21 protein-coding genes and 1 other RNA gene are annotated in these 24,253 nt (G+C 40.2%); 20 read left to right on the top strand and 2 right to left on the bottom strand.

What is annotated here, in order from left to right; all coding sequences use genetic code 11:
- The first annotated feature begins 956 nt into the window (after positions 1-956).
- On the top strand, positions 957-1,100 hold the full coding sequence (locus FN960_RS22670) for a hypothetical protein (protein ID WP_185970864.1): 144 nt from the start codon (positions 957-959) through the stop codon (positions 1,098-1,100).
- Positions 1,101-1,156: 56 nt separating this feature from the next.
- Positions 1,157-1,387, top strand: coding sequence for a preprotein translocase subunit SecG (gene secG / locus FN960_RS01595; protein ID WP_143846617.1), 231 nt, complete (start codon positions 1,157-1,159; stop codon positions 1,385-1,387).
- Between the two features lie 55 nt (positions 1,388-1,442).
- Here the strand turns inward: secG and FN960_RS01590 are convergent, their stop codons facing one another.
- Complete coding sequence (locus FN960_RS01590) at positions 1,443-1,967, bottom strand: cysteine hydrolase family protein (protein WP_143846616.1); 525 nt, start codon at positions 1,965-1,967, stop codon at positions 1,443-1,445.
- 141 nt (positions 1,968-2,108) lie between these two features.
- Here FN960_RS01590 and FN960_RS01585 point away from each other — a divergent pair, with 141 nt between their 5' ends.
- From FN960_RS01585 to FN960_RS01510, 16 genes are all read left to right on the top strand, one after another.
- Entirely contained in the window at positions 2,109-3,020 is a 912-nt protein-coding gene (locus tag FN960_RS01585) for an AEC family transporter (RefSeq protein WP_143846615.1), read from the top strand.
- Between the two features lie 78 nt (positions 3,021-3,098).
- Entirely contained in the window at positions 3,099-4,145 is a 1,047-nt protein-coding gene (locus tag FN960_RS01580; RefSeq protein ID WP_143846614.1) for a LacI family DNA-binding transcriptional regulator, read from the top strand.
- Between the two features lie 128 nt (positions 4,146-4,273).
- A complete protein-coding gene (locus FN960_RS01575; protein WP_143846613.1) occupies positions 4,274-5,554 on the top strand; it encodes an ABC transporter substrate-binding protein in 1,281 nt (426 codons plus the stop codon).
- A 69-nt stretch (positions 5,555-5,623) separates the two neighbouring features.
- Complete coding sequence (locus FN960_RS01570) at positions 5,624-6,559, top strand: carbohydrate ABC transporter permease (protein WP_143846612.1); 936 nt, start codon at positions 5,624-5,626, stop codon at positions 6,557-6,559.
- A 22-nt stretch (positions 6,560-6,581) separates the two neighbouring features.
- The gene (locus FN960_RS01565; protein WP_143846611.1) at positions 6,582-7,418 is read left to right on the top strand and encodes a carbohydrate ABC transporter permease; all 837 of its coding nucleotides are present in this window, start codon (positions 6,582-6,584) and stop codon (positions 7,416-7,418) included.
- 19 nt (positions 7,419-7,437) lie between these two features.
- On the top strand, positions 7,438-10,533 hold the full coding sequence (locus FN960_RS01560; protein WP_143846610.1) for a beta-galactosidase: 3,096 nt from the start codon (positions 7,438-7,440) through the stop codon (positions 10,531-10,533).
- A 990-nt stretch (positions 10,534-11,523) separates the two neighbouring features.
- Positions 11,524-12,516 (top strand): LLM class flavin-dependent oxidoreductase, encoded by a 993-nt coding sequence (locus FN960_RS01555; RefSeq protein WP_185970863.1) that lies wholly within the window; start codon positions 11,524-11,526, stop codon positions 12,514-12,516.
- A 29-nt stretch (positions 12,517-12,545) separates the two neighbouring features.
- On the top strand, positions 12,546-13,274 hold the full coding sequence (locus FN960_RS01550; protein ID WP_143846608.1) for an alpha/beta hydrolase: 729 nt from the start codon (positions 12,546-12,548) through the stop codon (positions 13,272-13,274).
- Complete coding sequence (locus tag FN960_RS01545) at positions 13,255-14,001, top strand: alpha/beta hydrolase (RefSeq protein WP_143846607.1); 747 nt, start codon at positions 13,255-13,257, stop codon at positions 13,999-14,001. The genes FN960_RS01550 and FN960_RS01545 overlap by 20 nt, the downstream gene beginning before the upstream one ends.
- Positions 14,002-14,053: 52 nt before the next feature.
- Positions 14,054-16,399: a ribonuclease R gene (gene rnr / locus FN960_RS01540; protein WP_143846606.1), complete on the top strand. Its 2,346-nt coding sequence runs from the start codon at positions 14,054-14,056 to the stop codon at positions 16,397-16,399.
- Positions 16,400-16,855: 456 nt separating this feature from the next.
- On the top strand, positions 16,856-17,329 hold the full coding sequence (gene smpB, locus FN960_RS01535; RefSeq protein WP_143846605.1) for an SsrA-binding protein SmpB: 474 nt from the start codon (positions 16,856-16,858) through the stop codon (positions 17,327-17,329).
- A gap of 78 nt (positions 17,330-17,407) precedes the next feature.
- Positions 17,408-17,769, top strand: a transfer-messenger RNA (tmRNA) gene (gene ssrA / locus FN960_RS01530).
- A 70-nt stretch (positions 17,770-17,839) separates the two neighbouring features.
- The gene (locus FN960_RS01525; RefSeq protein WP_143846604.1) at positions 17,840-19,267 is read left to right on the top strand and encodes a hypothetical protein; all 1,428 of its coding nucleotides are present in this window, start codon (positions 17,840-17,842) and stop codon (positions 19,265-19,267) included.
- 542 nt (positions 19,268-19,809) lie between these two features.
- Positions 19,810-20,328, top strand: coding sequence for a DinB family protein (locus tag FN960_RS01520; RefSeq protein WP_143846603.1), 519 nt, complete (start codon positions 19,810-19,812; stop codon positions 20,326-20,328).
- Between the two features lie 257 nt (positions 20,329-20,585).
- Positions 20,586-21,413, top strand: a complete 828-nt coding sequence (locus FN960_RS01515) for a pentapeptide repeat-containing protein (RefSeq protein WP_438799588.1) — start codon at positions 20,586-20,588, stop codon at positions 21,411-21,413.
- 21 nt (positions 21,414-21,434) lie between these two features.
- The gene (locus FN960_RS01510) at positions 21,435-21,971 is read left to right on the top strand and encodes a GNAT family N-acetyltransferase (protein WP_143846602.1); all 537 of its coding nucleotides are present in this window, start codon (positions 21,435-21,437) and stop codon (positions 21,969-21,971) included.
- Positions 21,972-22,133: 162 nt separating this feature from the next.
- On the opposite strand, the gene FN960_RS01505 is transcribed toward FN960_RS01510, so the two are convergent.
- A complete protein-coding gene (locus tag FN960_RS01505) occupies positions 22,134-22,352 on the bottom strand; it encodes a hypothetical protein (protein ID WP_143846601.1) in 219 nt (72 codons plus the stop codon).
- A 191-nt stretch (positions 22,353-22,543) separates the two neighbouring features.
- Between FN960_RS01505 and FN960_RS01500 the strand changes: the two genes are divergently transcribed.
- On the top strand, positions 22,544-23,470 hold the full coding sequence (locus tag FN960_RS01500) for a manganese-dependent inorganic pyrophosphatase (protein ID WP_143846600.1): 927 nt from the start codon (positions 22,544-22,546) through the stop codon (positions 23,468-23,470).
- Between the two features lie 154 nt (positions 23,471-23,624).
- Complete coding sequence (locus tag FN960_RS01495; protein ID WP_143846599.1) at positions 23,625-24,239, top strand: superoxide dismutase family protein; 615 nt, start codon at positions 23,625-23,627, stop codon at positions 24,237-24,239.
- Positions 24,240-24,253: the final 14 nt, after the last annotated feature.

Here is a 24,253-nt window from a genome sequence, read left to right as displayed (position 1 = left end):
TAAGCGATGATGGGTCTTGGTAAAGAGCGTGGAGTTCTTGGAGAGGAAGCCGTTCTTCTTGGTAAGCGATGCTGAGTCTTGGTATGGACGTGGAGTTCTTGGAGAGGAAGCCGTTCTTCTTGGTAAGCGTGGCTGAGTCTTGGTAAAGAGCATGGAGTTCTTGGAAAGGAAGCAGCTTTTCTTGGTAAGTGAGGCTGGGTCTTGGTAAAGAGCGTGGAGTTCTTGGAGAGGAACCTGTTCTTCTTGGTAAGCGTGGCTGGGTCTTGGTAAAGAGCGTGGAGTTCTTGGAGAGGAAGCCGTTCTTCTTGGTAAACGATGATGGGTCTTGGTAAAGAGCGTGGTGTTCTTGGGGAGGAAGCCACTTTACTTGGTAAGTGAGGCTGGGTCTTGGTAAAGAGCGCGAAGCTCTTGGAGGGGAAGCCGTTCTTCTTGGTAAGCGTGGCTGGGTCTTGGTATGGAGCGTGAAGCTCTTGGAAAGGAAGCAGTACTTCTTGTAAAAGTGCTTAGACACTAGTAAAGTCCTTATTATTGTGTGATAACTGACTCCAATTCCCATCTAAATAAGCGGACGAAAATGGAGGGCCGACACCTGCGGGATATAAAGGAGGCCACTGAAAAACGATCTTTCTAAGACTTCGAACTCTCATCAATTGTTTAAGTCAGAACGTAGGGTTCTCCTGCGGTAAGCGAGTCCCCATTTTCGGGAGCGGCAGCCGAAGAAACAAAACATTTCCGGTCCTGCTGTGATAGATCATAAATGTGACTCATACCTTCTCCCTAACAAGCAGAAGAAATCAAAGAGCCTAGCCCTGACAGTTCAACCCACTCATTCGACAGCTCTAAAATATTGCGCGGGAAATGATGGCGGTAATACGCACATTAAGAGGAATTATCGTTCAAGTCCTTATTATTGTGTAAATAGCGTGCCCCCTATTTTGGCAGCGAAGGACGAAGAAATGAATCAAAGCAGCCCTCTTTCCTTAAAATTTACAGATCCATTTACACATAAATTCGGACTAAATCGAATTATCGAAGAAAGGCATAATACACTTATAATTATCTCAACGATTTTATTTATTTCTAGTAATGACATTGCTTAAGCCGCAATGGTATGGTAAGTTTATACTAGCGCAAGATGTGCATGGAGGTGTGAGTTTTGCAGTTAACGTTAATGATCTTATTAGTAATTAATTCAATTGCTCTTATTACGGTTGTAGTTCTTCAATCTGGGAAAAGCGCTGGTTTATCGGGTGCCATTTCTGGTGGAGCTGAGCAGTTAATAGGGAAGCAGAAAGCCCGCGGAGTCGATCTCGTTCTACATAGAGCAACGATTGTATTGGCTGTCACGTTTTTTCTTTTATCTGTAACTCTTGGATACTTCTTATAATAAATGCTTGTAGGAATCACTCCCATCATTTACAGATGAATGGAGTGGTTCCTTTTTATTTTTCAATAAATTCTTCTGTATCCATGACGCTTACTGTTCCAGACCAATGTAGAATAGTTGCGATAAAATCTCGAATGTCAAGTCCTGGCATGTCGTAGGTTGTTTCCGTGTTTACGGTCGCAGAGGCGTCCTCTATAAAGGTAACGGAGTATCCCTTCTCTTGAGCGATGATGGCATTAAACAAGCAACAAAATTCAACGTTAAACCCAACAATGACAAGATCTGTGATAGCTTCTTTTTGGAGCCATTCTTCTAGTAGTTGATTTTTAAATACGCTAGGTTGGTCTTTTAAGAGAATTTCATTTGTGTATGCAACTACTCGGGGATCAATCTCGGCCAGGTCTGTACCGGCTGGTATATAGCTAGAACTAGACGAATCAAAATGTTTTGTTGCATAGATTGGCCATTTCCGCTGTTTAAAGTATTCGGCGATATCTGTAATATGATTAATTTCAGTGTCAAAAGAGCCCGCTTGAACAAAACCTTTTTGAACATCTAGCATTAATAATGCACTTTTCAAAGGCAACCAACTCCTTTCACAATCTATGATACTACATTTAAACAGCTTTTGATTATTAAAAACGGGGTGGTTTGCATTAGTCAATTTATTTTAGCTTTTTTAATGATCGCCATTGGTCTAGTTTTAGGAAGAATGTTACGAATGTTTGCAGATACACAAAGGCTGCCAGGCTGGTTTCCGTTAAGTAAGTTCTTATCCATATGTATTCGAGTGGTTCTTTTGGGTATTAATCCGATTATTTTGATCGGTGCGTTTTGGTATGTTGAATTGACTAATCCTAATCTTATCTATCTTCCTATGCTAGGCATCTTCACCATTATGCTTGGTGGATTATTTGGTGTTTTCCTATCAAAATATAATAAACTTTCAAGAGCTCAGACGGGTTCGATGTTTGTGACGGGGTCCTTCATTAATCTAGGCAGCTTTGGGTCGTTATTTTGTGTCTTATTACTAGGGGAAGAAAGTCTTGCCTACGTTGTCATGTTCAGGCTCTTCGAGGAATTGTTTTATTATACTGTGTGCTATCCTATAGCGAAGAGCTTTGGTCAGGCGAAGAAATCAGATGAGACATTAAAGTCTAGAGTACATATGATTCTTAAAGATCCTTTTATCATGATTACATTTTGTGCGGTCATTACAGGTGGTCTGCTAAATCTATCCCCTTGGGAGCGGCTAGATGGGTATGGGGAATTGAATCAAATTCTTGTTCCTCTTTCCGTTGTTATTTTACTTATTCCAGTAGGTTTTTCAATGAGATTGACTTCAGTCAAGAAGCATCTCAAATTAGGACTTTCACTATCAGTAGCAAAAAATGTGATCGTGCCAGTTTGTGTGATCAGTCTTGCTCTTTTGTTGGGTCTTGGTGAGATGTACGACGGCTATTTAATTCAAGTGATTTTAGTGCTGACAGTCATGCCTACAGCGGTGTCCTCATTAGTGCCTCCGCAAATTTTCAAATTAGATGTGGAGCTAGCTAATTCTAACTGGATTATTAATACCGCTTTACTAATCATAACGATTCCATTTTTGTATTTAATCATTTCCGTCTTATAATTAAAAACTGTACTTAATAACATTTGCTGTTATAATACTAACAAAGCTAACAAAAGACGTTGTCAGGTGGTGGGGGAAATGGGTCAAAAGAAAATAACCATGCAGGTCATTGCTGATACTGTAGGGGTTTCTAAATATGTGGTATCAAAAACATTAAATAGTAAGCCTGGAGTGAGTGAAACTACAAGGCAAAAAATTCTTTTTACTGCTAAGCAGTTGGGTTATTTTAAGGAAAGAGAAAATGGTAATGGTCAATCTAATAGTGGATCTATAGAGGTCGAAAATGGATACATTTTAGTTGTACTGCCGAACTACGAATATCAGAGTATCTCTTATACGTATTGGGGAGCTGTCTTTCAAGGGCTTTCAGTTGGTATTCAGTCGAAAAAAGCTGGTATGATCGTCATTACGAGTGAAATGGATTTGACAAAAAAGGTAGATGTGACAAACTTGATTGGCATTATTACTGTGGGAACTCTGGACGAACAAACACTTATTTCCCTTACTGATTATCAACTTCCTATAGTTATGGTTGATCATGAAGATAAGCTCATGCAGGCAGATAGTATTTTTATGGATAATCAAAATGGAGTAGAGAGAATGACCAATCACTTAATAGGTTTAGGTCATAAGCAAATAATGTTTGTCGGCCAAATCAATTATTCTCGCAGCTTTTATGATCGATGGATGGGCTTTAGAAAAGCTATGGAGCAAGCTGGATTTGATGAATGCACAAAAGAAAATGCACTCATTGATATTCGCTATAATGATGATTTCGAGATTTATTTACAAGAAAAGATAAATGAAATGATGCGTAAAAAGACCCTGCCAACAGCTTTTGTATGTGCAAATGACCACATTGCTAGACGAGTAATTGATCAGTTTCAGCTAAACGGGTACAAGGTTCCAGAGGATTTTTCGGTTACTGGATTCGATATGTTAGACGAAGAAGAAGGAAAGACACCTTCTCTGACTACAGTGCAGGTACTAAAACAGGTAATCGGTCAAAGAGCTGTTGATCGGTTAGTGTGGAGGATTCAGCATACTGAATACCCACCAGAAAAGATTTTGATTATTGGAGATATGCATATAAAAGAATCGATTGATAAGCCAAAACGTGATTAAAGCTGGGGTTTCCAGCTTTTTTTATATTTTATAAAATTAAGCGTTTACATTCTCGTGATTTAGTGATATCTTTTTACTTGTAAATAACTTTTATAATAACAATACTAACAACTATAGGGGGAGTAAGTATGCATCATCTAGCTCGTAAATCATTGTTGGTTTTAGGAACGGCGGGATTGGTAGCAGGTTTAGCTGCATGTTCATCTGGTTCCAGTTCTTCTGGAGGCGGAAGTGAAGATGGCGACGATGTAACATTAACAATGTGGCTTTGGCCTGGGATGGGTTTTGAAGAGAAAGCTAGACAATATGAAGATGAAAACCCTGGTATTACAATCAACATTCAAGAAGCTGAATATGCAGATGCTCACCAGAATTTGATCACAGCTTTAGCAGCAGGATCTGGAGCACCTGATATCTCTGGAGTGGATGAAGGTTACTTAGAGAGAATTAAAGAAAGTAGCGATATGTTCTATGACTTATCAGAGTATGGTGCAGCTGATCTTGAAGGCGATTACTTAGATTGGAAATGGAAACAAGCTTCAACTGAAGATGGACTAGTTATTGGGATTCCAACTGATATCGGACCAATGGCAATGGCATATCGTGTAGATTTATTTGAAGAAGCTGGTCTTCCAACTGATCCTGATGAAGTGTCTCAAGTATTAAGCACATGGGATCAATACATTGAAGCTGGTAGACAGTTAAAAGACGAAACTGGCGTTTATATGTTTAGTGATGTGGCTGATATGTACTCTGCTATTAGAGAGCAAGGAGATAAGCAGTACTTTGAAACAGACGGTACATTAATTCTTGAAGATAGCCCACAAATTATCAAAGCTTGGGATACATCAATCGAAGCGATTGATATTCAAATGAACATTGAAAGACAAACACCTGAGTGGGGAGCAGCGCTAGCTAATGGAGATTTTGCAACCGTATTCTTACCACCTTGGATGCTTCAAAACATCAAAAATGACGCACCTGACACTTCTGGACTTTGGGATATCACATTAATGCCTGAGGGCTCTGGAAACTGGGGAGGATCATTCCTTACTGTTCCTAAACAAAGTGATCATCCAGAGGAAGCATATGATTTCATCACTTGGTTAATGTCTCCAGAAAATCAACTAGACATTTTTGAAGAGAATGGCAACTTCCCATCAACTCCTGGAATTTACGATGAACCAGCTATTCAAGAATTAAATGATGAATTCTTTATCCGTAACGATATTGGTGGTATTTACGCTGAGGCAGCTACATTGGTTCAAGATGTATATCGTGCTCCAATGACTGCACCTATCAATACCATTATGCAGGATGCACTAGGTTCTGTAGCGGATGGAAATTCAACACCTGAAGCTGCATGGGATAATGCTCTTCAAGAAGTCGATAGACAGGTTTCACGTTAACAAAGCCTTATAACAGCGTAGGAGGAATCTTACGCTGTTTCTTATGAACATTAAGGAAGGGTGAAGAGCATGAGCACGCAATCAGATGTGCAGCAAAGTCCAACCATACCGCGTAAAGAGAAACGAAAATATAATCAACGAGTTAAGGATCGTATTTCCGGCTATTTATACATCTCACCTTTTTTCTTATTATTTGGTGTTTTTGGCCTATTTCCATTAATATTTACAGCTTATTTATCCTTTCACAAATGGAATATACTAGGAGAAAGAGAGTTTATTGGTTTCGCGAACTATGTTGGGCTTTTTACAAATGACCCGTTGTTTTGGAAGGCTGTAGGAAATACTTTTAGTATTTGGGCACTGTCAACAATTCCTCAGTTATTTGTAGCCTTAGTGCTAGCATTTTTATTAAATCAAGCGTTCCTAAAAGGAAAGAGCTTATTTCGATTAGCTGTATTTATGCCAAACGTAACCTCCATTGTAGCAGTAACCATTGTATTCTCTGCTATTTTTGGTACTCAATATGGAATTATTAATTATGTACTTAGCACAATAGGAATCGATCCTGTTAATTGGAAGGGGTCATACTTTGGTACACATGTGGCTATTTCCTTAATGGTCATGTGGCGCTGGGTCGGCTATAACACAATTATTTATCTAGCTGGACTTCAAAGTATCCCAAAAGACTTGTATGAAGCTGCCACTATAGATGGGGCTAATAAAATTCAACAGTTTTTCTATATCACGATCCCAATGGTACGTCCAATTATCATTTTTACTGTTTTGTTGTCTTCCATTGGAGGTATGCAAATTTTTACAGAACCATTGATCTTTGGAGCTGGATCGGAGTCTCAAGGCTTAACTATGACTCTATATTTATATCAAGAAGCTTTTGAACGCTTCTCATTTGGATATGCTGCAGCCATAGCTTGGGTTCTATTCCTTATTATTATTGTGGTTTCCATCATTAACATGATCTTAACGAAACGTATTAAGTCAGCGTAAGGCAGGAAGGAGAGGCGCGATTATGAAAGAAGTAGGTCAAAGAAAGCTGCCAAAGATTCTATTATATGTCTTCTTGGTAATGAGTTCACTCTTATCATTATTTCCATTTTATTGGATGTTTGTCATTGGTTCTAATACGACAAACTCGGTTAATCAATTTCCGCCAGCCATGCTCCCAGGAACACATTTCTTTGAGAATGCAATGAATGTGTTTGATAGAATAGATTTCTTTGGTGCCATGTTTAACTCATTTTTTATCTCTTCAGCGGTAACAATGTCCGTTTTATTCTTTTGTTCTTTAGCTGGATTTGCTTTTGCAAAGCTACAATTCGAAGGGAAAAATATGTTATTTGTATTCCTTCTAGCTACGATGATGATTCCGCCACAATTGGGGCTAATTCCATCATTTATGATCATAAGTTGGTTAGGATGGATTGATACACTTCAGGCAGTTATTGTTCCAGCGATGGTTAGTGCCTTCGGTGTGTTTTGGATGAGACAATATATCTCTTCATCAATCCCAGATGAACTACTTGAAGCCGCAAGAATGGATGGTTGCAGTACATTCCGTACGTATTGGAATATTGTCCTGCCAACTGTAAAACCAGGTCTTGCTACATTAGGAATTGTTACCTTTATGAACACATGGAATGATTTCTTATGGCCGTTAGTAGTACTTAAGGATCGTAGTGTCCATACCATTCAAATCGCATTAAGAACGTTAAATGATGTTTTTTATACCGATTATTCAATGATTTTAGCCGGAACATTTATGGCTACTCTACCAATCTTAATCGTCTTCATTATCTTTAGCAGATACTTTATTGCAGGATTAACAGAAGGCGCTGTTAAAAACTAGTTGTGAAGGAGTTCTACCAATGAGTTACTTATTCTTCTATGATGATACATTCCCTTATGATGGTGTGAGACCGTCACAACATATCTTGTCTGGATTAACCGATCAAGTTGTCAATGCAGAACAATTAGCTGATGCTTTAGCAAGTGGACATTATCAAACATTTGTTAATTTGCATGGTTCCTATTTTCCAAAAGACGTATGGTCACTTATCCTTACCTTTTTACAAGGTGGAGGCGGGCTTGTTCACACGGGTGACATTCCATTTAGAAAGCCGGTTTATAAAGAACAGGGTGAATGGAAAGTAGAGGTTGAACAAACAGCTTACCATCAGCAGTTGAACATTCATGAGGCGTTAGAGGTGACTACATCGAAGGTTGAGCAGCAAATTAGTGTTGCAGAACGCCCATTATTGGAGGATTTAGAAGATGCTTTCTCTATCCAGCCAACCTATGGCTTTGTTCTTCACCCTACAAAAGAAGATGATCAGCCACATGAAAATGGTTCAAGTGGTCCGATGGATGCGCATATTTATCCACTACTTAAAGGGCTTACTTCAGATGGAAGAGATATTTCTGCTCCAGTGGTCCTTATTGAAAATACAAAAGGTGTATTTGCGGGTGGAAGATGGATTTTCTTAAACCAACGCTTAGATGAACAATTTTGGAAGATGGGTGAGAAAGTTCTCACTACCCTTGCTTGGTATGCTGCAGAAGGAGTAACGGAGATTTGGTTGAAGCCGGGATATGCAAGCTACTATCCTCAAGAAGTGCCTTCCCTTTCCATACAGCTTCAAAGCTTGTCGCTACAGCACAAAAAAAGCGAAGGCAAACAGTGGACATTTGAGCTGCACGTATTAAAGGAAGGATCAAATGAAATTCTTTATCAAGAGGTGATTGCACTTGATGAATCAAAAGAATGGTCTTGGATCAGACGCACATTACCGTTTCAGGTGGAAGAAGGCTTCTATACAATACATGCCAAAGCTTCATCTACAGCGGGTGAAATTTCCCACTTCCACCAGGGATTCTGGGGCTTTTCAGAAAGCCTTTTACAGGAAGGGTCTCCTTTAGTCGCAAAACGTGATTACTTTGAAAAGGACGGTAAACCTTTCCCAATCGTTGGAATGACGTACATGACTTCAGATGTAGCTAGAAAGTTTTTGTTTATGCCAAATGCTATGGTGTGGGACCAGGACATGGAGCAAATGAAGCATGCTGGAATTAACCATATCCGTTCTGGAATTTGGACGGCTTGGAGACAAATCATGTATGTGGATGGTCATCCGTACGAAGAGGTCCTTCGCGCTATAGACGCCTTTGTACTTACGGCGAAAAAGCATGATCTTGATCTGTGTTTCACCTTCTTTGCTTTTACTCCAGAGCTATGGGAAGGAAAGAATCCATATCTTGACCCACGTAGTGTAGAGGCTCAAAAACGTTTTATTGCGGCAATCACGTCTCGTTATACGCAAGCAACACATCTGCACTGGGATCTAATTAATGAACCGTCTATGTTTGACCCTAAGAGAATCTTTTCAGGACCAAAATCAGCAAGAGACCCATTTGAAATAAAGGCATTCCAAGAGTGGGTCAAAGAAAAGTATCAAACCATTCGTCAGCTACAGGAAGCTTGGAACTATTCATCTGTTGAATTGCCAGACTTTTCGGCGGTTACCACTCCTGAGGCAGAGGACATGAACTTTGATGTACAGGATATGAGAAATCCTAGTAAAAGCCTTGTTTGGCTTGATTACACATTGTTCACAATGGACATGCACAATCGCTGGGCGGCTGAGCTGTCTACGACCATTCATGAAACCAATCCGGGCCGCTTAATAACGGTAGGTCAGGATGAAGCGTTAGTATCACAGCGTCCTACTCCGTTTTTCTATGAATCGGTAGTAGATTATACGACGAACCATACGTGGTGGCAGCAGGACCACTTGGTTTGGGACGGTGTCTTCACTAAGACAGCTAACAAACCAAATCTAGTTCAAGAAACAGGTATTATGTATCTTGAGCAGCCGGATGGAATGGCAAAACGTTCTGAAGAAGAGCTTCGAAACATTTTGGAACGGAAATATGCCTATGCGTTCTCTACTGGTGGCGCTGGAGCTGTACAATGGCTGTGGAACACAAACTTCTACATGAACAATGTAAACGAATCAAACATTGGCGCATTAAGAGCAGACGGCACTGAAAAGCCTGAGGCAGATGTATCGTATGATTTTGGTGCCTTTATGAATGAGTCTAAGGATTTGTTTGTGAATAGAAGCTTGGAAGAAGTGGCTGTGGTCTATCCATATTCAAACGATTTCTCAAGCCGTAAATTAGCGTTTGAAGCTACATCTAAAACGATTCGTACCCTTTCCTATGAGATGAATACTCATGCCCGTGGCTTTGGTGAGTATCACTTAGATGAGCTATTAGAAAATCAACCTAAGCTTGTGATTGTACCAAGTGCACATAACTTCAGTGATGAAGCCTTTGATAAGCTGATTGCTTATGCAGAACAGGGTGGAACGGTACTTTATACTGGCCCATTACGACTTAATGCTGGCTGGAAGGAATCAGCTAGATTAGTTGAACTTGGAGCTACCGAACGCCGCAATGTTCTTAGAGAAGAAGCTTTAGTAATTGACGGAAAATCTTATCCTGTCAGCTTTGGTGCACGTCGTATTGCTGAACTGACAAAAGAAACATTAGTGGAGTCTACCCGTAATGAAGTGATTAGCACTTCTATAGGAGACGGTCAATTTATCTGGAGTCCTCTCCCGATTGAATTAAACAATCGACTTGAATCCGTTATAGCCCTTTATGCATATGCTCTAAATCAGGCAGGCGTTTCCGAAGAGCTAATTTGGAGCAAGGGAGCCGAGAACCCTGGAATTTACGGCCGCCGATTGTCATATGATCAGGGTGATCTTTATATCTTTGTTTCCGAGTTTGCAGGGGAAGCAGAAATTGAAGTCACAAATCCAGAAAACAATCAATCGTATTCCTTTGTGATGGAGGAAGAACGTTCAATCCTTTTCCGGACCAATAAACAAGGCGACGTCATCTCAGTGTACCGTCCAAAAGAAGTTAAGATTGAGGCGGGCATCGTAAACGTATAACGTAAGCTAAAATACAGTGAGTAGCCCTTCGTTTTTCAGCTTGTCGACTTTGTCGACAAGCTTTTTTTGGTTGAAGGGAATGGAAAGTTTATGTTTTACATGCAAGAGTCAAGCAGCTCCGACGACAAGGATAGGGTCCATGCATGTGCGTAAATTAGTTTTGTTTCTTCGGCTGCCGCTCCCGAAAATGAAGGGCACGCTTACCGCGGGAAGGTAATGAGCTAACTCGAATCCGTCGATCTATCTCATTGAACCTTTTCATCCCGCAGGTGTCGGCCCTCCATTTTCGTCCGCTTATTAGATGAATATTGGAATTAGTATTTATGCAATCAGAAGGACTTTACCTCTTTCCAGATATAGTCCATGTTCAAACAAAAAAATAGAGGAAGGATACTGTTTTGTATCTTCGACGCCGCTCCAAAAATGGGGTACGCATACCCGAGGCAAGGTAATGAGCTAACTCAACTACGTCGATTTATATCATTGAACCTTTTTATCGAAGTCCCTGTAAAAGAAGCTAAGGATGATAGTGAATCTTCTTTTAAACAAAAAATTCTTCATTTCTTTAAATGGAAATGTTAGTCAGTTGGCTGATCGGGAACATGAGCGGAAGGAGAAAACGGAGACTCCGGAACAGAACGAGGCAGACCGACATTGAAGTGGCGTACTTTCACTTCAAGGGCTGAGGCCATTCCCGTGGAAAGCGTAGGTTTCTCCTGTAGCGGTGCACATGAGCTTAGTTCTAGATGACTTTTTCAGTGGCCTCCAATTTCATCCGCTTGTTAAATAGGTATTGGAAGCAGTATTTACACAAAAATATGAACTTTACCGCGACAAGCGAGGAGCTCATCTCTCCATGCAAGCCCGGCATTTTAACAAGCAAATAGCAGTCTGATTGTTCTTTTTTTATGATTAATGTACAGGATTAAAAGCCGAATAATAGGGAATCTAAACGAAAAAGGATACAATAAGGGGGAGGGGCGTGATACATTGATAAAGCTTGGTATCCTCGATCAAATCCCTTTGTCAAAGGGCCATCTTGTGGAGGACAGACTAAAGGAAACATTAGAGATGGTTCAACTGGCTGAGCAACTTGGCTACTCTCGTTATTGGTTTGCAGAGCACCATGGAACTAAAGGGATGTTAAGCAGTGCGCCTGAAATTTTGATGGCAGCAGCCGCTGCTTCGACAAAATATATTCGAATTGGAACGGGTGGCATTTTATTACCTCAATACAGTCCTTACAAGGTGGCGGAGGTTAGTAAACAGCTCGCAGCCTTATTTCCAGGTCGGATTGATATCGGAATAGGTCGTTCGCCTGGAGGCAATAGAGCAATACAAACAGCCTTATCGGATGGAGAACCTAAAGGAATGGAGGATTTTGATCGGAAGCTTCGGGATTTGGTCTATTTTATAAGAGATCAGCTACCAAATACACATGCTTATTCTGGAGTAAAGGCAGTGCCTCAGGTTGAGTCTCCACCTCCAATATGGCTGCTTGGTCTTGGTGAAAATAGTGCAGAGCTCGCGGCTGATCATGATATTGGATTTGTGTTTGGGCACTTTATTAAGCCGCAACGGGGAGCTAAGGCCTTTGAAGTATTTCATCAAGCGGCAAGTCCCAATACGAATAATCAAGACATGGCCGCTATTTTTATAATTTGTGCTGACACAGATGAAGAGGCGTGGGAGCTTGCCAAAACTCAGGATCTCTGGCTTCTGAAGGTAGAGAAGGGCATAGATAGTCGAGTTCCTAGCCCTGAAGAAGTCGTTAATTATCCATATACAGCTCTAGATAAAGAGCGAATGATACATAATCACAGTCGAATGATTATTGGATCAAAGGAAACCGTTCGTAGAAAGCTTATGATTTTGGCTGAACAATACGGAATAAACGAATTTTTGATTTTGTGTAATCTCCATTATGCGAATGATCGAAAGAAATCTTATCAATTAGTAGCTGAGGCTGTAGGTCAATCATAAGATAAGGTAAGAATAAGGAGGGAGCAGCGTTGAAAGGGTGTCTTTGTATTCATGGCTTTACAGGTGAACCGTGGGAAGTTGAACCGATTGCAGAGTCTTTACGCAAACAAAAGGATTGGCTGGTTTATGCTCCGACCTTACCTGGTCATGGGCCTAATGGGGATTTGCGCCAGGTGACGTATCAGGAATGGCTATATATGGTCGAGGTTGCAACAGAAGAGCTATTAAATCGATGCGATGAAGTGTATGTAATTGGCTTTTCCATGGGTGGTTTGTTAGCGTGTTACATTGCAGCAAAATACCCGATTAAAAAACTGGTTCTGCTTAATGCGGCGGCCTATTACCTTAATCCATCTATGTTAATGGATTCTATTAAGGAAATGGTTCATACTCAAATAACAGGGGAATCTAGTCCTGATCAAATGGTTGATCTATACCGTTATAAAGTGATACACACACCGATGCATGCTCTGCGTCAGTTTATGACCGCTGTTAAGAAGATAAGACCGTACATTAGACATGTAACAACTCCTGTTTTAATCATACAAGGAGAACGAGATGCGCTTGTACCTAGAAGAAGCTCGGAATTTTTATTTAAAAATATTGCAGCCGAAGAGAAGCACATTTATTATCTGAAGGATGGCAGACATATGATTTGTCATGGCTTTGAGCAAAGTCAGCTCTTAGGATACATTCACGATTTTTTTATGGAAGCACAGGATAGAGAGGATGTTTTAGATGAAGTTAGTAGCACCTAAGCCTTTTTTCTTTGAAGGAGGCGATAAAGCTGTGTTACTTCTGCATGGGTTCACAGGAACCACTGCAGATGTAAGGATGCTTGGCCGATTTCTCCAGAAAGAAGGCTATACTTGTTATGCACCACTTTATAAAGGGCATGGGGTTCCACCAGAGGAACTTGTTCAAACCGGACCAAAAGACTGGTGGAAGGACGTTGAAGATGGCTACAATGAACTAAAAGATAAAGGATATCATGACATAGCGGTTTGCGGATTATCGCTTGGAGGGGTATTCTCCTTAAAAATCGGTTACACTCTACCTGTAAAGGGTATCGTATCTATGTGTGCACCTGTAAAAGCACGTACGGAAGACGCGATTTATGAGGGAATGCTTGAGTATGCAGAAGCTTATAAGAAAAGGGAGCAAAAATCAGAAGACACGATTCAAGAAGAAATGTCTGCTTTCAAGCAGCTTCCAATGGATACCTTGTTCCAGCTCAAAGAGTTAATGAACGATGTGCGTAGCCAATTAGATTACATTTATTCGCCATTATTTGTTGTTCAAGCGACAAATGACGAAATGATTGATACAAATAGCGCCAACATTATACATGACGAGGCGGAGTCAGATCGTAAGCAAATAAAATGGTACGAGCACTCCACACATGTGATTACACTAAGCGATGAGAAAGAGCAGCTCCATCAGGATATCTTAGACTTCTTAGAAGCATGTGATTGGGAACAATAATAGATCTAAAAGGGAAGACACAGTAGAGAGAGATGAAAGGAGTCAGACAGACATGAATGAAGAACAAATAACAAAACTCACACATTATTTTAAAGACACAGCAGAAAAGCCCCTTTCTGTCTCAGAGTTAGAAGTTGTGTTCCCTACACAAAGTAGTGAGGAATTTAAAGAACTTGTTAAAACTCTTAATGAGATGGAGCGTAGAGGCATTTTAGTTCAGACTAGAACGAACCGCTATGGCGTGCCTGAAAAGATGAACCTAGTTCGAGGTAGATTACAGGTACATGCCAAAGGCTTTGGCTTTGTCATACCTGAAGAGCAGGAAGAACAGGATATTTACATCGGAGCCGAAGATATGCAAGGTGCGATGAATGGAGATACCGTCCTTGTTAGACTGCATTCGCGTAATTCGGGTTCAAGACAAGAGGGACAGGTTATCCGTATCGTTGAGAGAGGCACAAGCGATATCGTAGGTGAGTATGTAGATTATGAAGCATACGGAATGGTCATTGCGGATGATAAACGAATTCCCGATGACATTTTGATTCCAAAAGGTAAAGAAAAAGGTGCTGTTTCCGGGCATAAAGTCGTTATTGAAATTACAAAATACCCCCAAAATCGTTCAGGCGCTGAGGGTGCGGTTAAACAAATTCTAGGTCACAAAAATGACCCAGGTATGGATATTCTCAGCATCATTTATAAACACGGCATTCCGCTAGAATTTCCTAAAGAAGCATTACAGCAGGCTGAAGAGGTTGGAGATGAAATTGATCCAGCTGCCATTGCGGGACGCAGAGATTTACGCGGTGAAACGATCGTTACAATTGATGGTGCCGATGCAAAAGACCTTGATGATGCTGTGCAGGTAAAACAGCTTGAAAACGGTAACTACGTGCTTGGTGTTCACATTGCCGATGTGACGCACTATGTAACCGAAGGATCAGCTATTGATAAGGAAGCGGCGGAAAGAGGAACCAGTGTCTATCTTGTAGACCGAGTGATTCCTATGATTCCGCACCGACTTTCAAATGGCATCTGTTCTTTAAACCCGCAAGTAGACCGATTAACGCTCTCGTGCGAAATGGAGTTTGACAAAAAAGGAAAAGTGGTGAACCACGACATCTTTGAAAGTGTGATTCGCACAACAGAGCGAATGACCTATAAGGATGTAAATTCCATTTTACTTGGAACGGATGATGAAGTCAGCAAACGTTATGAGGAGTTAATTCCAACGTTTAAAGAAATGGAGCAGCTTGCAGCAATCTTACGCACGAAAAGAACCGAGCGCGGCGCCATCGATTTTGACTTTAAAGAAGCCAAGGTATTAGTGGATGAAGAAAGCAAACCAGTAGACGTAGTCATTCGTGAACGTGGACTGGCTGAGAAGCTGATTGAAGAGTTTATGCTGGCAGCAAATGAAACGATAGCAGAGCATTTCCACCGTATGGATTTACCTTTTGTTTATCGAATTCACGAAGACCCTAAGACGGAAAAGCTGGAGAAATTCCTAGAGTTCATTACAAACTTCGGTTACGTGGTACGCGGAACAGCGAATACCGTTCATCCACGTGCCCTGCAGAAGCTTTTAACTGAAGTAAAAGGGGAACCTGAAGAGGCGGTCATTAGTACAATTATGCTTCGCTCCATGCAGCAAGCAAAATACGATCCACATAGTCTCGGGCACTTTGGATTATCTGCAGACTTTTACACTCATTTCACATCACCAATTCGCCGCTATCCGGATTTAATTGTTCACCGCTTAATTCGAACATATTTAATCCGTGGAAAAGTGGACAAGGCGACTCAGGATCACTGGAATGAGCGCTTACCAGAGATTACAAAGCACTCATCAGAAATGGAGCGCCGCGCAGTTGACGCTGAACGCGACACAGATAGTGCAAAAAAAGCTCAATATATGCAGGACAAAATTGGCGAAGTGTTTGAAGGTATCATTAGTGGTGTAACCAACTTTGGCTTGTTTGTTGAGCTTGAGAATACCATCGAAGGGCTTGTTCACGTCAGCTACCTCACCGATGATTATTACCATTATGATGAGAAGCAGTATGCAATGATTGGGGAACGAACAGGCAAGGTCTTCCGTATAGGCGACCAAGTTGAAATTCGCGTCGTTCAAGTAAACGTAGAAGAATCATCCATTGATTTTGAACTAACTGGTATGAAAGCACGTCCAAAACGTGAAAGCAAAAGCCGACCAAAAGTCATTGATGGCGGCAAACGCAAACCACGCTCAAGCAAAACAGGACGCCAGCCATTAAAAACATCCGGAGCAAAAGACAAAGACTCCTCAGGCTCAAGTGGCCGCAAGAAAAAGAAAAAACCATTCTACGAAAACGCACCAGGCGCCAAGCGTAAAAAAGGCAAACGGAAGAAGAAGTAGTTGGTGTGGGGGATTATTAATGCTGTTCTCATAACAAGCGCACAAAATCGGAGGGCCGACACCTGCGGGATGAAGAGGAAGCCACTAAAAAACGATCTTTCCAAGACTGTGAACGTTCATCCATTGTTTAAGTCAGTACGTTAGCGGAAGGAGAACCCGTAGACTCCTGCGGAACAGAACGCGTCTGAAGACATCGAAGTGGTGGTTTTCCACTTCGAGGGCTGAGGCCGTTCCCGCGGAAAGCGTAGGGTTCTCCTGTAGCGGCGCCAGTAAGCTCATTCTTACATGACTTTTTCAATGTCTGCCCGCGGTAAGCGTGCCCCCGATTTTGGGAGCGACAGCTAGAACTTCTTGCATGAGCATACCTATATCCCAGAAACACCAACAGTGTCTAATTGACGTTCACTCAAAGCCTTTGCTAAGATAGATAAACGAAGACAAATTGAGGTGCGGACAATGGCAAAACCAAAAACTGATGACAATGTAATAGCACAAAATAAAAAAGCACGTCATGACTATTTTGTAGAAGAAACCTTCGAAGCCGGAATGGTACTTCAAGGAACCGAAATCAAGTCCATGCGTGCTGGCCGTATGCAGTTAAAAGACTCATTCGCCCGTATTCGAAATGGCGAAGTATACCTGCACAACGCTCATATTTCAGAATACGAACAGGGCAACCGCTTCAACCACGAGCCAACACGTGCTCGTAAGCTACTCTTAAAGAAAAAAGAAATCAACCAGCTCATCGGACAAACCCAGCAACAGGGCTACTCCCTTGTGCCACTAAAAGTGTATATTAAAAACGGCTTTGCCAAAGTATTACTCGGCGTGGCAAAAGGGAAAAAGAACTTTGACAAACGTGAAACCCTAAAGCGCCAGGATGCTAAAAGAGACGTAGAACGCGCATTAAGGGAACGGATGAAAGGCTGACTCACACTGGCTTTACATCATGTTTTGTGTTATCATTATAGTTCTGAGGGACAAAAACCTCGGAACTTTTTCTGACACGGGGACGTTTTGGATTCGACAGGAACAGGTCGTGCTTGCGTTGCGAGCCGTGGGGGTCGGCCACGTTAAAACGCCAAAGCCAATTAACTGGCAAAGAAAACAACAACTTCGCAGTAGCAGCGTAACAGCTCTTTTGCGGTTCCACCCTCCATCGCCCATGTGGTAGGATCTGGGACTCACTTATAGTGGGCTACGCCTTTCCCCTGCAGTCTGAAGGGGCAGGAAGAGAATAATCGGGCTAGCCGTATCAAAGCCTGTTACTGGGCCGAGATGACGGCGAAATGCTAATACAGTAACTACGCTCGTAGAAGCGTAAGTGTCGTTGTTTCTGGACGTGGGTTCGATTCCCACCGTCTCCATTATATAATAAAGCGCCAAGATCCTTAAACAGGATCTTGGCGCTTTATTATATATACCATTGGAGGGGAATATATGTTGGGCTTATCTGTTATAACTGGAATGTTAGGATCGGCAATTACTTCTATAGTTGAGAAAAAAATAATAGAAGAGCCAATTGAGAGAGTTTTTGATAATGCACTAAATAAATTCATAATTAAAAATGACGAAGAAAAAAGAAACTTGAATCTAGAACTAATAAGAGGAGTATATAGATCGGTTTTTAAAGCCTTAAAAAGAATAAACTCTGAGGTAATTGAGATAGTAGATAAAGAGGGAGATCAAAGTAAATGGGTAGCAAATTATTTAAAAGAAATTAACAAGAAATCTGATAAAAAGTTAGAAAGTATCATTGAAGCATCAAATCCATTTGTAGAGGTAGAAAAAGCACTAGGCTATCTTTCTTCACTTGATAATCTGGAAAAAAGTACTTTCAATAAAAAAGGCTTTGAAGAAGATTTAATTGAACTAGCTTTATCTATATTTAAAGTTGAATCAGAAATCTATGAGAACAGGGTTAAAACTAAAATATTCAGTTATACGAGACAAGAACTTATATCTCAGATTATAAATAACGAAGAGTTTAATGTGATTTTTTCAATACATTTAAATACATCAACTAATGAAAAAGTTAAGTATTTGGTTGGAGATAGTAAAATCCAAAATAATAAACTAAACGAAATAAAATCGGATTTAGAGAATTTAGATAAACTTCTGACTGGGAGTTTAGATAGAAATTCTAGAGATAAGCAGAATGAAGAATCGGAACATTTAATAATTGAAATTAACAATAAGAATGAAATGGTAACGAGCGATAAAGAGTTGTTCATATTAATTAATAAGGCACATGATATATTAATGACTGGAAAGACACCAATATATATAATGAAATTTCACATAACTAAATTATTTAAAGTTAAATTAGGTAAGTTAAATAGTGAAATATTGAATTCTGAAAATGAGGAGATTATCCTAAAAATTAGAGAAGATTTTAGAGATTACAAGACAGCATTAGAAAGAAAAGAGCGAGAAGCGAAAGATATTACTAATATGTTAAGAGTTTTATATATGAATAAATCTCTTTACTCCTACCTTTATCAAACAAAGGAGGAGAATTTAATGATATGTATAAAAAACATAATAGAAATAGGTCTAGGGACGTCAAGAAATTCTAATTATACAAAAGGTACTCTAATTGAAGCATACGCTTCTCAAAAATTACCTTCAATAAAATTCAGTTTGACCGAAGAAAAAGAAACTAGTTTCCTAAAGGAAGATAAAGATTATATTCTATTAAGATTCCAAGGTAGTTATTTCTTATTTGATTTACATGAAGATACGATAGTTAAAAAAGCAATTCCTGCATATTTACAGATTTACTGTATATTTGTTGAAAGACATCCTGAATTAAAGAGTGATCATAAGTTTAATGATTTATTTAGCTGGTACGTAGGGTTAGCTTAATCAGTAAATGTCTAGTGCAAACTCATTCAAATGAAATGTGGAGATTTGATTGTCGAAATGCTCTTCAATCAAACTAATAGTAACGAATTTATAAATATTTTAAGATCCGTGTATCTAACTTATTATCAGCTTATTATTTATCATAAAAGAAAAGCATCCTAAAGGGTAACAAATTATTATTGTATGGATTTGGTGGGGGATTGGCTCATGCTGGATTACTCATTCATTGGACGATTGATGGTTAGGGTTTACATAGGTGGCAGGAAAGAACGATTACCTTTTAAGGGACAAAAGAAGAAAAAGGAGCAGAGATTCAGTTTATACTATATATGACTTGTTTAGAAAATATATTTACCATGGATAACTCGCTTGGTCACGAGATCATACAAATCTATCAGAAGAATTAATGTAGTCAGTTGTTTCAACAGAGTCCAATCTTGTACTCTTAATTAAAGTATACTACACATACGTAACGATTATCAGTCTTTGTTTTTTTCGTTTTTTTGTTATCGTTATCTTACCAGTGAATGGGAGGGTAACAGATGATTGATTACAGAATAAAAACGAAAAAGCATTACACGGATAAGATCGGGGAGCTTGTCTCTATGCTTGAGCACACTAGAGAGGTCACAGTTAGTGAAATCACTGATTTAGCTCAACACGAATTAGACTATTTAGCGAATGAGAAATCAAATTCAATTGGTGCATTGCTCGCTCATATTACATCGATAGAGTATGTTCATCAGGTTATTTCATTTGAAACTCGAGATTTAACTAAAGAAGAATATCGAAAATGGGGCACCGCCTTAGAGCTAGGAAGTAAGGCAAGAAAAGAAATAAAGGATCGTCCTGTAGACTACTATATTGAGGAATTACACAAGGTTAGAAAAAATACGCTAACCTATCTTAAATCAATTGAAGATAGCTGGTTATTTGAAGAAAAGAAATGGGATAATGGGGTTTATCATAATAACTATTATTTATGGTTTCATGTGATCGAAGATGAAATAAGCCATCGCGGGCAAATAAAAACAATCAAAAGGCTACTGTTAGAGAAATAGCTTGTTCAAAGATTATGATGGTAATTGATCAATCCATGAAATGACTTCCTCGACTAATTGATTTAGCTCATCTTCTGAATGCTGCAATATATCATAATTTGCACATAGTAGTTTTAATAACGCTTTTGCATCTTGTGGCTACATTACATTAATTTTATTTATTCTTCTTTCAAGATCAGTCATGTCGAAACCTCCTCGTATTTATTTATTTTATAAGAATAAGCGATTGTTTTGAAACGATCAATAAGTGAGGTGTTATGATGTCTAACTCTGCACATAAACAAATAAATAATACACTTCTTTCTGATTGCAGCCAATGCTTTGGCTTATGCTGTGTGGCTTTACCGTATGCTAGATCAGCTGATTTTCCCGTGGACAAGGCTGCTGGTACGGCGTGTCAGAACTTACAGGCAAATTATCAGTGTCGTATTCATACGGCCTTGCAGGAGCATGGTTATAAGGGATGTACAGTGTATGAATGCTTTGGAGCGGGACAGAAGGTATCTCAGTTTACGTATGAAGGTGTTAGTTGGAGGGATCAACCCGAGACGGCTGAAGAGATGTTTGCTGTTTTTCCTATCATGCAACAGCTCCACGAAATACTTTATTACTTAGATGAGGCATTGTTGAGAAAAGAAGCCAAGTCCCTTCACCAAGAGCTACAGCAGGCATATGAGGAAATAAAAGGATGTACCCTTCTTCCACCTTCTGCTTTATTAAAGCTGGATGTTTCCAGCTTACGGAGTGATATTAGCGTTTTGTTAAGGTTAGTCGGAGAATTTGTAGGTCAAAAAAGACCAAATAGAAATCAATTTAAATCAGTCGATTTTGTTGGTGCTGATTGTAGAAAGCAGGATTTACGTGGTGCCAATCTAAGAGGAGCACTTATGATTGCTGCTGACTTACGAGGGGTGAATTTGCGATCAGCTGAATTATTAGGTGCCGACTTGCGTGATACAAATATTAGTAGAGCTGACTTACGAGATACGATTTTCTTAACGCAAGCACAGGTAAACGCAGCCAGAGGAAATAGCAAAACCAAGCTGCCAGGGCATGTACAAAGACCAAAACACTGGCCCGAGTAACTGTGGAAAGGGAAAAATAGAATGTACCTTCATACCAAGAGACTGACCATTCGACCGTTCAAATCAACGGACTGGCAAGATGTACACGCTTATACTTGCAATCCGACTGTCATGCATTACTTACCTGAAGAAGTATTTTCTGAAGAGGCAGCCAAACAGTTTGTGCAGGATCATTCAGGAGAAGATGCAAAGCAATTCGCTGTAACAATAAAGGATACAAACCAACTTATTGGACATATTTCCTTCTTCCCATACTTCGGAAGACATACCTATGAGATAGGCTGGGTATTTCATCCATCATTTTATAACAAAGGCTATGCCACTGAGGCCGCAGCTGCGGTCATTCATTTTGCGTTCTCTAACATGGATATTCATCGCATCATAGCCACCTGCCAGCCAGAGAATCACGCATCCTACAAAATCATGGAGAAGATAGGGATGAGAAGAGAAGGACATTTTAAGAAGTGTATTCCGAGTGGAAGTGAATGGTGGGACGAGTATTATTATGCGGTACTAAGGGAAGAGTGGGGTAACAAAGGTATTAAGCGATTAGAATAAAAAGAGACCCTGGGTGTTCGACCACCCAAGGTCTTGTACAACCACCTCATTAAGAGGTTGGCTCTGTAAGGTCGGAATAGACCATACCCTAGAACTTTGTGGTCTCAAGGGATGGTCTATTTTTTATACTGAAATGAACGCACCTACCTTTTGGGTTAGGTGTTATTTGTTATTCAAATAAGTTGTATAAAGAGTTTTATACACAATATATGTGAAAAACACAATTCCTATTATAATCAGAGTGCTCACAATGGGCGTTGGTTCACCTAACAAATCATATAATAGCGGGGCGATTGAAGGATTAAGGCCAAAGCGTCTCAGAATAGCTAGTATGAATATACCTGAAGTAATTCCAGCAATAAACCACAGTGTTAGCTTCATGAAGACCTCCCATTTTTAATTGTTGTGTCTTAAGTGTAACAAGCCATGCTACAGAATAAAACCTAGATCCATCAAAATGACAAGTATCCCGACCAGACATTCCGTGTTTTATATCACTGGATGTTTCCCTAAAGGAAAAGATTTGGTATGATCGTATGGGAATATTTATTACGGATAAAAGGGAGAGACTTATGGGCAAACAACTTGTTTTTGGACACAAAAATCCTGATACAGATACGATTACATCTGCGATTGTATATGCAGCCTTAAAGAAGCAGCTTGGAGCAGATGTAGAGGCTGTTCGTCTTGGTGAGGTAAATGGGGAGACGGCGTTTGCATTGGACTACTTTAATGCGGAGGCGCCTCGTCTTGTTGATACGGTTGCCAATGAAGTATCAGAAGTCATCCTGGTTGATCATAATGAGAAGCAGCAGAGTGCAGATGATCTAGATGATGTCAGAGTGGTAGAAGTGATTGACCATCACCGTATTGCAAACTTTGAAACCAATGACCCACTTTATTATCGTGCGGAGCCGGTTGGTTGCACAGCTACTATTCTTTTGAAATTGTTTAAAGAAAACAATGTGACTGTAACAAAGGAGTTGGCAGGATTAATGCTCTCGGCTATTATTTCTGATTCCCTTCTGTTCAAATCACCTACATGCACAGATCAAGATGTAGCGGCAGCGAAGGAACTTGAAGTCATTGCTGGTGTGGATGCCGGGGTTTACGGATTGGACATGCTTAAAGCAGGAGCAGACCTAAGTCAGAAAACAGTTCAAGAGCTAATCACGATCGATGCAAAAGAGTTCTCAATGGGCAGCAAAGAAGTTGAAATTGCTCAAGTAAACACGGTGGATGTTCAGGATGTTGTCGCTCGCCAAGTAGAGATTGAAGCAGAAGTGGAAAAAGTCATTGCAGAAAAAGGCTTGGATCTTTTTGTGCTAGTGATTACAGATATTCTTGCTAATGATTCAGTTGTGTTGGCCCTTGGAGCATCAACCGAAGCTGTAGAAAATGCGTTTCAAGTGAAACTGGACAACCATGTTGCGAGTTTACCTGGAGTTGTCTCACGAAAAAAACAAGTGGTTCCACCATTATCTGAAATTCTTAGTTAAAATAAATAGCGTTTAGTAAGGTCCAACAAGTCTGCTATGACAGCCTGTTGGACTTTTTTTGGACGCTCACGTCTTTTTCCCAATACGAAAAGATGTTTTATACCCCTTGGCCTAAGGTAATAGAGAAGGACAACATAGGAAAGGGGTCTACATCATGAAAATGAAATTGAGCTTTTTAATGATTTTAAGTGTGATCCTGGTGGCTTGTGGTAGCGATGAAGAAGCGCCTGAAACCGGAGCTCCGGCTGATCCGCCTGAAGCGATACCAGAGACAGAGGATGAAGAAGCTAGAGCAGAGCTAATGGATGATGAGGGGAATTCAGTAGGGTTAGTTAGTTTTCTTAGAGCCCCTGACGGTAACTTACATGTAGAAGCTTCCGTAAATGGACTTGGACCGGGATTCCACGGATTCCACATACATGAAGCACCTGCTTGTGATCATGAGCATGATGAGGGTGCATTTACTTCAGCTGAAGGGCATTATGATCAAGATGGAAATTCACATGGTGACCATGCGGGGGACATGCCTGCACTTTTTGTAAATGAAGATGGAACGGCTCAAATGACATTTAGCTTTGACCGTGTAACGACGGAAGAGTTAATTGATGAAACCACTGTGATGGTTCATGCTGATCCAGATAATTATGGACATATCCCGGATCGTTACCAATCAGATGACCAAGAAGAGCCAGGACCAGATGAAGAGTCTTTATCTACTGGTGATGCTGGAGATCGAGTAGCGTGTGGTGTGGTGGAATCACCGCAGTAAGAAGTCTCAAAAGC

The organism is Alkalicoccobacillus porphyridii, assembly GCF_007293315.1.
Classification (GTDB): domain Bacteria; phylum Bacillota; class Bacilli; order Bacillales; family Bacillaceae_D; genus Alkalicoccobacillus; species Alkalicoccobacillus porphyridii.
This window is presented reverse-complemented; position numbering and strand designations above follow the sequence as displayed.